Below are 14,385 nucleotides of genomic sequence, written 5' to 3'. Positions count from 1 at the left end.
GATGTCGTTTTCTTTCATCATAACTGAAAACAAAAAAATCTGCTCAAAAAACAGATCAAGAGAAGCTCTCTTCTTGTTTCTTTAAGCAGATTGTTTTATTTTACGCCTGATAGCGGCAGACGCCATCTAAATAGGTGGCTGTCACATTCATTTCTTGATCCAAAACAATAAAGTCAGCTGGGCGACCTTGTTTGATCATGCCGCAAGCATGGTCAATTTTGCAGCTGATTGCTGGAATCAAGCTAGCCATCATGACCGCTTCTTGAGGAGTAGCGATTCCCCAGTCTACTACATTTTTCACAGCTTCTTTTAGTTTCAAAATACTACCAGCAAGATTGCCAGTTTCCATTCGAGCCGTTCCGTCTTTCACCACTACTGGAAATTCACCTAAAATATAATCACCATCTGGCATGCCGCCAGCCATCATACAGTCAGTGATCAAGGCAACATGGTCGTGACCAGCTTTTTCCATCAAAATCTCAGCTGCTTGAGGATGCACATGGTGGCCATCACAAATCAACTCTGAAAAAACTTCTTTTAATGAAAGTAGGGCACCAACCATTCCAGGCTCGCGATGGTTTAATCCGCGCATACCGTTGAATGCATGAACAAAAACGCTAGCACCAGCTTCAACTGCTGTTTGCGCTTCTTGTAATGTACCGTTACTATGGCCTAGAGCAACCACTACGCCTTCTTCCGTCACTTGCGAAACAAACTCACTCACACCTTCTCGCTCAGGAGCCAAGGCGATTTTTTTGATAATTCCACCAGAAGCTTCTTGCCATTCATGGAAGGTATCGATATCAGGATCACCAAAATAAATTGGATTTTGTGCACCTTTATGTTCTTCAGTAAAGAATGGGCCTTCAAAATAGATCCCTTGGATTTTTGCTCCTGTAACTTCGTCTTTGACTTTCCCAACGGTTTCAGCAACATCCCGCAACCGTTCTTTGCTGGATGTTAAGGTTGTTGGCAAGAAGGAAGTCACACCACATGATAAAAGGCCTTCCGACATGGCTTTAATGCCTTCTGCATCGTTGTCCATCACATCATGGTTCATAAATCCGTGGATATGAGTATCCACAAGACCCGGTGCTACCCATTTGCCTGAATAATCTTCTACGTCTGCACCAGAAGGGACTTCATCGACGATCGCTCCGAATTTCCCCTCTTTGACCTCCAGGTAACCAGGGCCATGAACCGCTGATTTTAGAAAGAATTTGTCTGCGTAAATATATTTATTCATCTTGATCGCTCCTCTATTTCTTTTCTTCCTTAAAAGTACTCTTATTTAGGGAAGAAGTCAAGAAAGGTCTACACCACTTTGTCAGATTGGCGAATATCCATGACAGCACGATACAGCTGAAAACTTTTTTCGGCTGCATTTTCTTCTTTCAGTCTATAAAGTAAGTGTCCCTTCAGTTCAAACAATTCTTCTAGAAAATACAAACTGTTCTTTTCTCTGGCTAAGGAAATGCCTTCGTTCGTTACCTTTAGCGCGAGGCAATCTTCTTGTTGCTCCTTTAAAAAGACCGCATAATTGTAGTAAATTTTGGTCAATGATGTGGAGAGACGTTCCGGTGGCAATGCGTGCATGGCATCGTATGCTTTTTCTAAGTAAAAACGAGCTTCACCCAGTTGCAGCAAATCACTATAGACGCGGCCCATGCAGCTCAGGATACGAATTTCCATCACCGACACATTGGTCTTATCCTGTTGATAGGAGTAGGCCAGTCCTTTTTTCAGCGCCTCAAGGGCGGCATCATAGTTTTGATCGAGGAAATAATCACAGCTGCCTAGATAGTAGTAATACATTTGCATATCTGAATCCAGATACAAATAATCCTTGATCGCCTTATCTTCCATTTTTTCCCGCATTTCTTGAAACTGCTTATGGACAAAATGTGATTCGATTTCGGCAAAGATTTGATTGGTTTTGTTGATCTCTTCCGAATGAAGCATCATTACTTGATCTAAGGTGACTCCTAAGCGTTGGCAGATTTGGTACATCACCCAGACATTCGGCAACTCTTCGTTGTTTTCAATACGGCTTAAAACACTTTGCGAACAAATATCTTCCGCTAACATCTTCTGTGTCATCTTTCGTTTCAACCGAATCGAACGGATATTTTGACCAAAAGATTCTTCTTTTTTCTTCATAATCGTCCTCCAGGGGGAATTCTTATAAAAACCGAACGTTTCTTGTCAAAAATGCGAATTCGCATTTTTAATTTTCTTTATTTTAGCACATAATGACAAAAAGGAAAGCAATTTCAAGAATGTCTTGTTATTTTTCCACAATTTCAAATGAGGTGTTAAGATGACGATCGACAGTACGATCTTTTTTACATGGGATGGCAAGAAGTACCAAGGGATCATCGAACGAGAATATGAGAACTCTGTTCTGGTTCAAGTCACCGATCCTAGTGCTGAAATGCTGGATAAATTTACCAATCGAATGATTGTGAGCAAAAAAATTTGTCAACCAGTTGCCGAATAAAAACATAAGCACCACTCCCTCACGGTTGTTGAAGGAGCGGTGCTTTTTTATATTTTTATTTCTGACGATAGGACGCCAAAAATTCTGTCATTTTTTCAGCAGTCGTTTTTAAGTCTTCCATATTAGGAAGATAAACGATTCGGAAATGATCTGGCTGTTGCCAGTTGAACCCACCGCCGTGAACCAGCAAGATGTGGTGCTCGTGTAAAAAGTCTAAAACAAATTGTTCATCATTGGTGATATTAAAGCGTTGAATATCAATTTTAGGGAAAATATAAAAGGCGGCTTTCGGTTTCACCGCTGACAATCCCGGAATGTCATTGATTGCCTTGTGGATAAACGCTCTTTGTTCATAAATACGACCACCTGGTAATAGTAACTCATCAGAACTTTGATAGCCTCCTAATGCGGTCTGAACGATTTGTTGCGATAAGACATTCGAACACAGTCGCATCGAAGATAGCATATTCAAGCCTTCGATATAGTCTTTCACATGGGACTTGTCGCCACTGAGGACCATCCAGCCCACACGGAAACCTGCCACTCGATGAGACTTAGACAAGCCACCTAGCGTCACAACGAATCGATCTGGCGCTAATGTAGCAATCGGCACATGGACATAATCATCCATGACTAACCGGTCATAGATCTCATCAGAGAAAATGATCAAGTCATGCTCACGAGCAACGTCGACGATTTGCTCCAAAATTTCTTTTGGATAAACGGCTCCTGTTGGATTGTTCGGATTAATAATGACGATCGCTTTGGTTTTGCTGGTGACCTTGGCTTTGATGTCCTCGATATCAGGATTCCAATCTGCTTGTTCATCACAAATATAATGGACGGGCTTTCCGCCAGCTAATGAGATCGAAGCAGTCCACAAAGGATAGTCAGGCATCGGCACTAACACTTCATCCCCATTGTTGCACAAACCTTGCATGCACATCGTGATCAGCTCGGAAACACCATTACCTGTGTAAATATCATTGATGGTCACATCAGGAAATTTCTGTAATTGATAATATTGTTCGATCGCTTTACGGGCAGAAAAAATCCCTTTCGAATCAGAATATCCTTCCGATTCTCGCACGTTCATAATCAGGTCTCTAACGATCTCATTTGGGGCTTCGAACCCAAAAGGCGCGGGATTCCCCGTATTTAATTTCAAGATACTGATGCCTTCTTCTTGCATCCGATCGGCTTCTTCTAAAACTGGGCCGCGCACATCATAACTGACCCCTTCAAGTTTTGACGACTTCGAAAATTTCTTCATATTCCATTTCTCCTTTAACCATAGGTCAACGTCAGGTTATTGGTTCTCGTCGTTGATCTCTTTTCAGATTGAACCTATTATAGCAAAAAACTTTTACCTATGGCGAAATTTTTTTGCTTCTCCTTCATCTGTGCTTGTCCCGCTCTCATCTCGTAAATAGTGCGACAGTCAGTAATTTTCAGGAAAATACGTCAAATACAATTCATTTAGTGCCAAGTGCCCCACAGAAAAATCAGTGATCCCTGCAGCGATAAACCGTTGCGGTAGCTGAGGATCGCTGATTTCTATCAGATAGATCCGTCCTTGCAGATCGATGGTCACCGTCGTTAATTCTGGAAAAGCCACCAAAAAATCTGCCGAGTCCGTTTTTAAGTACAACGGTTGATTGACTAACGACTTGCGACCAAAGTATTCGTGAATGATCTTGCCGTCTTTTAAAAACAAGACCCGATCCGCGTAGGAATCCAAATTCGTCAAAATATGCGAAGCAATCACGATCGCTTTCTTTTGCGCTCGCAAGGCTTTTAATACGTTAGAGATCAATTCCACATTGGTCGGATCCAAGCCATTCATGACTTCATCCATCAGCATATAAGGCGTATCCGTCACGATCTGCATCGCAAAACAAAGACGTTGCCGCATGCCCAGCGAATAGGTACCCACAGGACGTTTGATATAGTCACTCATCCGCAAACGATCAATCGTTTCTTCCACTAAGTGTTCCTCTGAACGCCACATTCGCTGATACAGCTTGAGATGCTCGAAACCACTCAAATCATTGTACAAATCATTTTGGTCAGGAAAAAACGAAATTTGTTGATGCGCTGCCACTTCTGATTTTTTGGTCACATATACTTGACTGCCATTCAAAAATACTGCGCCTTCATTCGGCTGGATGAAATTCATCGCCACATTCAATAGCGTGGATTTCCCGGTGCCGTTAGGGGCGACTAACCCGACGATTTCCCCGGGAGAAAAGGCAATGGAAAGCTGATCCAATACTTTTCTCGTATACGTGACCGTCACATTTTTCAGTTCTAACATATCGTTCCTCCTATGCCAAATGAAATTTTTTGCGTTGGATCGTCACGAAGAAACACATTTCGATCAGAAGCCAAACGCCTCCTAATAAAAACAACCCTTTTTCCATCGTAAACCCTGCAGAACCAAAATAAAAACGTGTCCAGCCTGAAAGGACTTGTCCCACATTTTGATACAGATAGACATACAGCGTTTTATCAAGGTAAGCACTGAACCAACGTCTTTGGAAAATATAGGGTGAAAGCAAGCAAAAACCAGCCAAAAGCAAATTAACCAGTTCTGAGCGAAACAGGGCACTGAACAACAAGATGCCGCGACAATAAATAAACTGCAAAAAAAGCGTCGCAAGAAAACATTGGCCTATAAAAAGACCGATGGCTTGTGTTTCAAAAGCGTTGAAATCTGTGATCGGGTAGCGGGCATCAAATGTCGGTGATAAAATCGTGACCGGTAGTTCCAGGGAACCAAAGCCGAATTGAATACCAGAACCCAACCAGAGAAAGAACATGGTCCCAAGCGTTGCAATTGCAGAACCGACCATCAATACTGCCGTTTTGCTCCAAAGGATCTCTTCTGCCGATAATGGCAGTGAAAGAAATAGGGATTTATGTCTTCGTTCTTTTGGTAAGCAATCGATCGCCAAAAATAAAGAAACAGCAAGCAATAGAATCGGTAAATATCCAGTAAAACTTCGCTGCAATGCCTGTATCCCCGTTTTTTGCTCCATGACTGCTTGCGAGAGTTTCTTATTCGGCAACTGGCTGAAGGCTTCCATAAGCTTAGCGGTTGAAGCATAACCAAAGCGACCGTCATAGGCAGCGTAGTAATTTTGAAACGTATAATAATCCGGTGTATAAAAAACATTTCGTTCATCGGTAAACTGCAATGCCAACTGGTACCACGTAGTTGTTCCTCGTGCATAAGCTTGCCAGTTTTCATCAGCTAGTGCATCTAATCGTTGTTTTTCCGCTTCGTTCCATGGGGTAAACATTTCAACTGCTAAGCTTGCCGACCAATGGTCAGAAGGATTGGCTGCTTGTTGATCAAGAAAATCTTGTCGCACAGTATAGCGTTGTTGCATTTCTGTTTTATCTACTCGTTCAATCGGGCGAAAATCTTTTTGCCAAAAACTGTAAACGCCGCTATAGATAAGAAGCAAGCAAAAAAGACCAATAGTTTTCTTGCTCTTTAAGAGTTGTCGTAATTCAAATAAAAAATAGTCTTTCATCCTTTGCCTCCTCTCAACAAGTGATTCTGTTTATCCGCAACGAGCATCAAAGCTATACAAAGGAAGATCCACACCACCGTCAGCAGCCAACTAGCATAGACTCCCCAAGAAGTACCAGAACCCAATGCAAAGGCGCCCGAATAAAATTTATCCATAGCAGCTATATGAACTGGTAACAGTGGGATCTTTTGCAGCATCGGAATCAAGCCGAGCCCATAAAAAAGCACCAGCAAAAAGAAAGAGACGTATCGATTGGCTGCGATCATGTTCATGACAAAACCTAAGCATTCGATCAAACCAATCAGCAAGCCAAAAGAAACCAGGCTATATAAAACGCTCTGCCAAAAAGGTAAGGCTACCCAATCCCCATTGAGATAGACGGCTACTGGATATTGCCAATCCCCGAACTCCCCCAGAAGGCTCATTGAAAGAAAGACGCCTAAGAAGAACACAATCAAAACGCCTAAATTTGTAATCCCTTTAACCACAATTTTACTTAACATCCGAATCGGAAAAATCTGCGGGTACGAGCGAATCAAAGAGAAGTGTTCTCTTTCTTCTATCAAATTGTCACTGGCAAAAAAAGCCCAAAAGAAGAAGCCAAAATTCAGCAAAAACGTTATTGCCAAAGCGACAGCGGTCTGGGCATTGGCAGCAGTGAGGACCGGCTCTTTTTCTTGCTCGACTAAAGCTTGATAGACCTTCTGATCTTGTTCGATTGCCCATAAAGGTGGCAAAAATCCTTTGTCATCAACTTCTGACGCCCAAATCTGCTTTTTTAGTTCTGCAATTTGAATACTCGTTTGATTAAATCGTTCGTATTCTTCCATAATCAAGTTGGATAACTGTCGCGAAGTCAGTGTATTGTTTTCAAGCAAAAGTTGATACACCTCTTGTTCAGCAGGTGAACCCGACTGATTGGCTTGGTAGCGATCAACAAGCCGTGAGGCTTCCGCTTTTTCTGCAGTGATCGTGGCGGGTAAGTTGATAGGTTCCATCAGCTTCAAATAAATGGAAAAACAGCAACCTAAACTAAAGGCACCAATGAGCAGGAAGAGGAACGTTTTCTGTTTGACAGATTTAGCTAACTGGTTTTTAAAGTAGTTCATTTGCTCTCCTCTCAAAAAAATAATTATTCATTCTTTTAGCATACCTTTTATGGAAAAAAATGCAATCTAAAGTCTGAAAATTCTTTCAAATAGCATTAGGAAAAGTTATTGACAAACCTGTTGAAAATCAGGTAAGATATTTTCTAGACGCGGCGTGACAGAACTACCTCAGCCTGCGTTTCCTTCTATAGTATTTGCGGAAATGACGGAATGGCAGACGTGCAAGATTGAGGGTCTTGTGAGCAATCGCTCGTGTGGGTTCAAATCCCATTTTCCGCATCCTTACAGCTTCCCCATTATGGGAAGCTGTTTTTTTGTTTGCTCAAAAGATTCCCCATGGTGATCCTTCGATGAATTCTTTCGATCGCTTTGATCTTGAGCGTCTACTCCTAGAAAGTTGATACGAAGCTTCCTTTCCCAAATGTAAAAATCGATAAAAACTCTTTTATCATTGCATTTCACACTATTTTTCATATAAAATGAATAATATAACAATTATTCTCAAAAGCTGGTTCGATGCTCCGCTTTTTCTTATTGGCGGATCAGAAACAGTTGCCTGAATTTACTGGTGATGAAAAATCTTTTCAGCATTTTTCCCATTCACCTTCTCTCCTCCTTCCCCCAGATAAACAAACCTCTTCCGACCGTTTTCTCAGTTACTTTCGATAGAAAGAAGGAGCCTAATGAAAAAAAGAGTACTGATCACCCTATTGTCATTCGTTATTTTGCTTATCGGTTGCGCAAAGGCAGATGAAGAACTGTCAGAGACCGTTGCACTTGGCATCGACGCACGACTGGAATATACAAACCAATCCGGAACGGGCTGGGCCTATTATCACCCAGCAACCTTAGAGTTGTTGATTGCCGGCAGTCAAGCCGAATTGGCTATTTTGGAAGAGCTTGATTCTTCCGACGAAGATCTTTATCAGTTAATCAGCCACACAATTGATTTGATGGCAACCGCTGAACGAGCGTTAGTGGAGCGTCGGATCAATGTCCCTGCTTGGTTTGCTGCTCGCATTGGTTATAGCCAGGCTCTGGCTGCGATTCATGAACGGAGCCCTATCATTCTCAGTAATCAAGACAACCTCAACCGTCTACTGGAGGTAGCAAACGAAACGATTCCTGAAGCCGATCCACGGGAAAAGCTGGGGCTTTTGGCAGACGATATCGAGCAGCTTCAGCAGCTCACAGAAGATGCGCTTACTCTTCATCGCACAATCAAACTTGACGACGAACTCACCGCCACTGTTTACCACACAAGTGAAATGAATGTTGACGTCTTCGTTTTTTCGAAGCCCGAAGAGGAGTACGCATCTGGATTTACTGTTCTGAATCGGGAAACTGCCGACGAGCAAAAAGCTGCATTCTATGAAACGATTTTACGAGGGCTGGTCGTAAATATTCCTCGTGAATCGTTGATGTTTATGAATCGATTCGATCAATCTTCAGATGAACATCAGCTGGCGGTGATGACCTATGGCTTTGATCATGACATTGATCAAGACATGGTCACTACCGTGTATCAACAGCTTCAAGAAGCAAACGCCAAACAAGAAGCAACTACGGCTTTGCAGCAAGAGCAAAGCCAGCAAAACCAGGACGAACAAACTCAGACCGAGAATGAAGGAGCTTCAGAACAAAGACGAGCGATCGCACGTGCCGAATCCTATACGAACCTCATGGCTTTCTCACGTGCACGATTGATCCAACAATTAGAATTTGAAGGGTTTACCCATAATGATGCGAAATGGGCAGTTGATCAGCTCACGATTGATTGGACCGAGCAGGCGTTGAAGAAAGCAAATAGTTACCATTCCTTGATGAGTCTTCCTCCAGACAACATTCGCCGGTTATTGGCTTCCGAAGACTTTTCAGAAGAACAAATCGACTACGCAATGACAAACATGGGTAACTAAAAACTAGCGAAGAAAAGGACATCGCGATGCCTTTATGATAGCCCTTATATTGTTGCTATTTTTTATACCCAAGAAAGTGCTCGATCTGATGCGTTCATTCGAACAAAATGGCGAAGTCTACCAGAGTCCCCGAGGAGGAGAAAAATGAAAAAACAAGTTTTGTTGCCATTATTACTGATACTATCCCTGATTTCAGGATGTGGGTCGATAAATTTAGCAAGTCCTGAGGAACTTTCTGAGCGCATCGGTGCCGCTTTAGATGCCGGTTGGGAGCATACCTATCATGCAGAAAATCTGACTTATGAGTTAAGTATTGACAATCTCGAACTGATGATTCGAGGCAAAGAAGCAGAATTGGCCTTTCTAGAACAGGTCAATAGCAACTCAAAACACAAGGCGGCATTCATTGAAAACACGGAAAAAATGATTCAACTCGCCCAAGAAGCGATCGAAGCTCGCTATCTGGATATGCCCAGTTGGGTTGCCGCTCGGAATGGACGTATCGAAGCCTTACTTGCCATCCATGAGGAAAGCCCGATCATCGTCAGTAGACGAGCAAAATTGCAAGAATTATTCAAAGAATACGAAGAGGATTTGGCACTAGTGACCGCTGGAGCAAACAATCCTCTTGCCGATGAAGAAGGAATCAATGAAGATACACGAGAAAAGCTTGGTTTGACGCCTGATACACTTGAACGTTTACACCAACAAAGCGACGACCAAGATATCGAGTGGCAGACCACTATTGATTTGGTGAACGGCGTGACCATGAATGTCTTTTCAACAAAACATGAGCCAGTGGAGATTCTCACATTTACGAATGCTGGCGAAAAATACCCTGCCGCAATCACTTTTTTTAATGGGCAAACGACGGAAATCGTTCCCGAGATAATGACTCCTTACGAAGCCGTTTCCGCTTATTTTTACGAAATTGCCGATGCAGTTTATGAAACGATTCCAGTCGGTTATCGATTTCTGGTTGAATCCCTATGGCTTGAACTGGAAAACGACAATCGTTTTCAATTTAGAACCTACGTATTTGATAACGAAGTGACCGAGGAAACGATTTTAGCAGGGTTTCATTTCGCCCCGACTGTAGCAGCACGCTATGAGCGCGAAAACAATGCGACAGAACGAGAACGTGAAGCCTTTTTCCTCGTTAGAGCGCAAGGAAATCGTCGCTTTTATTCAAAACAAGAGATGGCAGAACTGTTAGAAACAGAAGGTTTCACTGCGGAGGAAACACAATGGGCACTAGAGACCCTTGACGTAGATTGGTATCGCCATGCTTTAGGGCGCGCCAATCAATCCCGCCGGGTGTTAGGGATCCGTCAAAGAAATATGGCCGCTCATCTTGAAGGGAACGGCTTCTTACCTGATGAGATCGAATTTGCGATTGAAAACATGGAAAATTAGTATGTAGTGGACGAGACAGATCCCATTCCCCATTTTTTCTTAGCGTAAACAAAAAACCGACCAATCTTCCTGTTTAAGATTGGACGGTTTCTTTATTTTTTGGTTTTGATTGGTACCATGGCTTTGCGCCGATGCTGCTTCATTATTGCTTGAAGACCATAGACACCAACTCCGATAATTCCTGCAAAAGCCGAAAAAGCAATAAAAATCACAGGAGACGCCCCACTTTCTATTAATTGTTTCCCTTGGACAAAGAAAAATAAGCCCATGCTGATCAATAATGCTAGAAATAGTGATTGTCCCGCCCCGTTTTTTTTCATGCTTGCTCTCCTTTTACTTGATTATAGGTTATTCTCTCATTTCATGAATGAAAAAACCTCCATCTTAAGGCTGATTCTTTCTTTCGATGATCAGATTGATCCCATTCGGATCAGTCAAATGCAAGCGGCTGTCTGTTTCTAACTCATAAGAAACGCCACTTGCCTTTAGATGACTTCGTAACGTAGAAAAAGCCAAAGCTGGCAAAACGATCGTAAAGTACGCTAAGCCTAGATCCTTTTCCTCCATAGCTGGAACATTTCTTCCCATCCAAATATTCGATCCGATATGGTGATGATACGAACCAGCAGCAAAAAACTTTGCTTGGCTACCAAAATCTGAAGTCAAACGCATGCCTAAAACTTCGGTGTAGAATTCTTCTGTTTTTGCCAGATCCGCCACTTTCAAATGGACATGCCCCACCGTGGTGCCAACTGGAAAAGTCGTTTGTGATCGGTCAGCGGCTCCCAGCACGCCTTGCGCGTCCATTTCGATAGTAACGCCTACGATCTCGCCGTCTGCTCGAATATCCCATTCACTCTTCGGTTTGTCACGATACACTTCGATCCCGTTTCCTTCTGGATCGGTCAGGTATAACGCTTCACTATACCCATGATCGCTAGCACCATCCAGAGGGGCTTTGGCCTCCAAATAATGAATCAGCATATTTCCTAGGTCTTTACGGCTAGGCAAAAGAAACGCCGTATGGAAAAGTCCTGTTTTCCGTGTCAAAGGCAACGGATCACTTACCTTCTCTAGGACTAAAAGCTCTTGTGTCCCCACGCCCAATCGCGCGTGATCTACACTTTGCTCCAATAAAGTTAGGCCAATCACGTCCGAATAAAACCGGCTCATTTTTTCCATATTCGCTACTTTTAAAACGACTTTGCCAATTGCGGCTGTTGCATCGATTTGATAGGTTGATTGAATCATTGTCATCGCTATTTCCTCTTTTCTAAACAGTTAAGTTCACTTGTACCTTTAAGTATAACACTAACTTTTAGTAAGTAAATAAATCTGCTTGTTGAGGAAAGGATTCCTTGATCTCCCGTGACTCCTTGTAACAAAGCTTTTCCTCATCAGTCACAATCAAAGACAGCTCGCTCACTTTTGCAATGCTTCAATCAGTGAAATGGCCGGCTGCATCGCTTCTTCGGTCGTCCCTTCTAACACAACATAACAAAATGGCTTGTATTCAGCGGTGATGGCCAATAGTTGTTGATAATCAATCCTTCCTTCTCCCAATGGCACTACCTTGATTTTACCATCGATTACTTGATAGTCCTTCAAGTGCAAGCAAACGATGGCATCACCAAAGCGGGAAAAAGCTTCCCTTGTCAAAGCGACTTGCTCTTGATAGTTCTTCGCCGTAATCAGATTGGTTGGATCAAAGATGATCCCTAAATAGTCAGACGGTACTCGTTCCAGCAATTCTTCGATTCGATCGATCGATGATAGTGGATGATTCAAGCCCGCTTCAATCCCTAGCATCACTTGATGTCTCTTAGCCACTTGGACCAAACGCTTGATCACCTGAACCAAATCATCGAAAACGATGTCACTGAAATTTTCCTCGGTATACCCCATATTTGGCAAAACCGAACCAGTTTCACTTGCAACCATAGCTGCATCAAAGTATTTGGCATGTGCGAGATAGGTCTCGAATCTGGATAAAATCGCTTCCCGTTTTTCCAGATCAGGATGGATCAGATTACTATAACAACTCAATAAAGCGACCTGAACATGAGATTGACCAAAAACACGTTTGAAAAAGCGGCCTAAACCAGGGCTTAATTGCTCTGGCTCTGCCCATTGCGGGAAGGATTTATTTAATGCAAATTGAATGTTATGAATGTTTTTGGCGGCAATTTTTTGCGCTAATTCTTCTGGGGACCCATAATTCTTTAAATCATGTCCCCGAACAGTTAGTTGAAACATAGCTTCTCCTTTCTTCACTGCTTTTGAAGCAAAAAGAAGACCAAGCAGCGAATCACTTCAACTGGTCTTGGTCTTCCAATCATTCAGCAGTAGCGGCTCCTCACTTCATCTATTCCTTCTCAACAGATGATCAGAACCTTTTGTGACCTTTATTGTTGTGAACGATAATCTTCCGTGAACTCATCAATGATTTGCTGTCCACCATTTCTTAAGAAGGTTTCGATCGCTGTATCAAACCCATCGATCTCGATTTCCCCAGTCATATATTGGTAGTAAGCGTCTGAGATTCCTTCAATCAAGCTTGACCATGAACGATCATAGGTTTCAGAGGTCAGCGATTGTGCAGGATTGATCACCGCAAACTCTTCATTTTCCCGAATCTTTTCATTGGCTAAGTTGACATATGGGTTGCTTGAAGGGAAAACTGTTACTAATTCTGATGGACGAGACGAAGAAAATGGTTGTACTTCTTGTTGCCACTTCGTATCATCTAAACGGACATAGACACCCTCATCATCAATTTCATAATGGACCCCTTCGATCCCTTGCGTCATCAAGGTAAACGGCTCTTCGTCCATCAAATCGTTGATAAATTTCAAAACAACACGTAAGTCTTCTTCGGTTTCAACATTGTTTTTCGGAATGGCTAACCAACCGCCCATTCCACCATTGGTATCAGAAAGGATACGACGTTCCACATTTTCATGGACGATATCATTGATCAAGACCCATTCCATATGCTCTTCATCAGTACCAGCTGCATCATCAATGTAGTTACGTACTTCTTGCAAACCACTCAATACAATCCCACCACGACCTTGAACGATATAGTTCTTCTGATCATTTTTCGCCATTACCGCAAAATCAGAATTCATCCAGCCGTTATCATAGATATTACGGAACCATTCCATTGCTTCTTTGTATTCTGGTTGCATAAAGGATGGCATCACTTCATCATCATCCGTGATCGTAAACCAATTGTCTGCACCAAAGTAACCTGAAAGTGAACGGAACCCAACATTAAAGGACTCATCACGTTCAACGAATCCGACCGTGTCATCTACCCCATTGCCATCTGGGTCTCCTTCTGTAAAGGCTTGTGCCACAGCTGATAATTCTTCTAAAGTCGATGGCACGTCCAACCCTAAATTGTCTAACCAATCTTTTCTTACGAGGACACCATAACGAGCGATCGGTTTTAGAAACGGTACACCATAGATATGACCATCGATACGAGAAGATTCTAAGCGATCCTCAGAAATTTCTGCCAGATTCGGAAACTCTTCTAAATAGGGTTCCACATCCCAGAACATTCCAGATGCTAGCGAACTACGGACGGTTGTGTTATTGATTTCTGTCAAACTTACGATATCTGCTAAAGAATTTGACGCTAATGCTGCATTCAAGCGTTCTGTTTTTGATGCGTCCGGCACCCATGTAAAGTCGATCTCGACCCCTGTATATTCTTCTAACTTTTGTGTTACATCCCCAGACGGAGGTGAAGCGGTATGCAGCATCGCCATCCAAGAAATACTTGTTTTTTCATCACTTTCTGGTCCATCAGATGAACCTCCGCCATCGCCGCAGCCTGCTAAAAACAGTCCTGCACATAATAATAAACTTGCTACTTTCAACTTTTTCAT

The 14,385-nt window shown here is 42.6% G+C and carries 13 protein-coding genes and 1 tRNA gene; 4 read left to right on the top strand and 10 right to left on the bottom strand.

Annotation, left to right across the window (positions count from 1 at the left end; translation table 11 throughout):
* Window positions 1-100: 100 nt before the first annotated feature.
* Window positions 101-1,246: an N-acetylglucosamine-6-phosphate deacetylase gene (gene nagA, locus IGI88_RS17020; protein WP_005236444.1), complete on the bottom strand. Its 1,146-nt coding sequence runs from the start codon at window positions 1,244-1,246 to the stop codon at window positions 101-103.
* Between the two features lie 68 nt (window positions 1,247-1,314).
* The gene (locus tag IGI88_RS17015) at window positions 1,315-2,160 is read right to left on the bottom strand and encodes a helix-turn-helix domain-containing protein (protein ID WP_008381491.1); all 846 of its coding nucleotides are present in this window, start codon (window positions 2,158-2,160) and stop codon (window positions 1,315-1,317) included.
* Window positions 2,161-2,320: 160 nt separating this feature from the next.
* On the opposite strand from IGI88_RS17015, the gene IGI88_RS17010 reads away from it, so the two are divergent.
* Window positions 2,321-2,500: a hypothetical protein gene (locus IGI88_RS17010; RefSeq protein WP_005236448.1), complete on the top strand. Its 180-nt coding sequence runs from the start codon at window positions 2,321-2,323 to the stop codon at window positions 2,498-2,500.
* Window positions 2,501-2,555: 55 nt separating this feature from the next.
* On the opposite strand, the gene IGI88_RS17005 is transcribed toward IGI88_RS17010, so the two are convergent.
* The 4 genes from IGI88_RS17005 to IGI88_RS16990 all read right to left on the bottom strand — a co-directional run bounded on the left by IGI88_RS17005 (window position 2,556) and on the right by IGI88_RS16990 (window position 7,151).
* On the bottom strand, window positions 2,556-3,773 hold the full coding sequence (locus tag IGI88_RS17005) for a pyridoxal phosphate-dependent aminotransferase (protein WP_005236450.1): 1,218 nt from the start codon (window positions 3,771-3,773) through the stop codon (window positions 2,556-2,558).
* Between the two features lie 168 nt (window positions 3,774-3,941).
* Window positions 3,942-4,817 carry an ABC transporter ATP-binding protein gene (locus tag IGI88_RS17000; protein WP_005236452.1) on the bottom strand — a complete coding sequence of 292 codons (876 nt, stop codon included), beginning with the start codon at window positions 4,815-4,817 and terminating at the stop codon, window positions 3,942-3,944.
* A gap of 10 nt (window positions 4,818-4,827) precedes the next feature.
* Complete coding sequence (locus IGI88_RS16995) at window positions 4,828-6,042, bottom strand: ABC transporter permease (RefSeq protein ID WP_422705999.1); 1,215 nt, start codon at window positions 6,040-6,042, stop codon at window positions 4,828-4,830.
* Window positions 6,039-7,151 carry a hypothetical protein gene (locus IGI88_RS16990; protein WP_086332303.1) on the bottom strand — a complete coding sequence of 371 codons (1,113 nt, stop codon included), beginning with the start codon at window positions 7,149-7,151 and terminating at the stop codon, window positions 6,039-6,041. Before IGI88_RS16990 ends, IGI88_RS16995 begins: the two co-directional genes overlap by 4 nt.
* Window positions 7,152-7,347: 196 nt before the next feature.
* On the opposite strand from IGI88_RS16990, the gene IGI88_RS16985 reads away from it, so the two are divergent.
* The 3 genes from IGI88_RS16985 (at window position 7,348) to IGI88_RS16975 (ending at window position 10,486) form a co-directional block, all read left to right on the top strand.
* Window positions 7,348-7,430: transfer RNA gene (locus IGI88_RS16985), tRNA-Leu, on the top strand.
* A 404-nt stretch (window positions 7,431-7,834) separates the two neighbouring features.
* Window positions 7,835-9,070: an Ltp family lipoprotein gene (locus IGI88_RS16980; RefSeq protein WP_429960057.1), complete on the top strand. Its 1,236-nt coding sequence runs from the start codon at window positions 7,835-7,837 to the stop codon at window positions 9,068-9,070.
* A gap of 144 nt (window positions 9,071-9,214) precedes the next feature.
* Entirely contained in the window at window positions 9,215-10,486 is a 1,272-nt protein-coding gene (locus IGI88_RS16975; RefSeq protein WP_429960058.1) for a hypothetical protein, read from the top strand.
* Between the two features lie 92 nt (window positions 10,487-10,578).
* Here IGI88_RS16975 and IGI88_RS16970 read toward each other — a convergent pair whose 3' ends face one another.
* The 4 genes from IGI88_RS16970 to IGI88_RS16955 all read right to left on the bottom strand — a co-directional run bounded on the left by IGI88_RS16970 (window position 10,579) and on the right by IGI88_RS16955 (window position 14,385).
* Window positions 10,579-10,806, bottom strand: coding sequence for a hypothetical protein (locus IGI88_RS16970; protein WP_005229963.1), 228 nt, complete (start codon window positions 10,804-10,806; stop codon window positions 10,579-10,581).
* A 64-nt stretch (window positions 10,807-10,870) separates the two neighbouring features.
* Window positions 10,871-11,743, bottom strand: a complete 873-nt coding sequence (locus IGI88_RS16965) for a VOC family protein (protein ID WP_005236471.1) — start codon at window positions 11,741-11,743, stop codon at window positions 10,871-10,873.
* A 165-nt stretch (window positions 11,744-11,908) separates the two neighbouring features.
* Window positions 11,909-12,742, bottom strand: coding sequence for a sugar phosphate isomerase/epimerase family protein (locus IGI88_RS16960; protein WP_429960059.1), 834 nt, complete (start codon window positions 12,740-12,742; stop codon window positions 11,909-11,911).
* 149 nt (window positions 12,743-12,891) lie between these two features.
* Window positions 12,892-14,385, bottom strand: coding sequence for an extracellular solute-binding protein (locus IGI88_RS16955; protein WP_016613309.1), 1,494 nt, complete (start codon window positions 14,383-14,385; stop codon window positions 12,892-12,894).

It is taken from the genome of Enterococcus sp. AZ179, assembly GCF_050498885.1.
Lineage (GTDB): Bacteria > Bacillota > Bacilli > Lactobacillales > Enterococcaceae > Enterococcus_D > Enterococcus_D entomosocium.
This window is presented reverse-complemented; position numbering and strand designations above follow the sequence as displayed.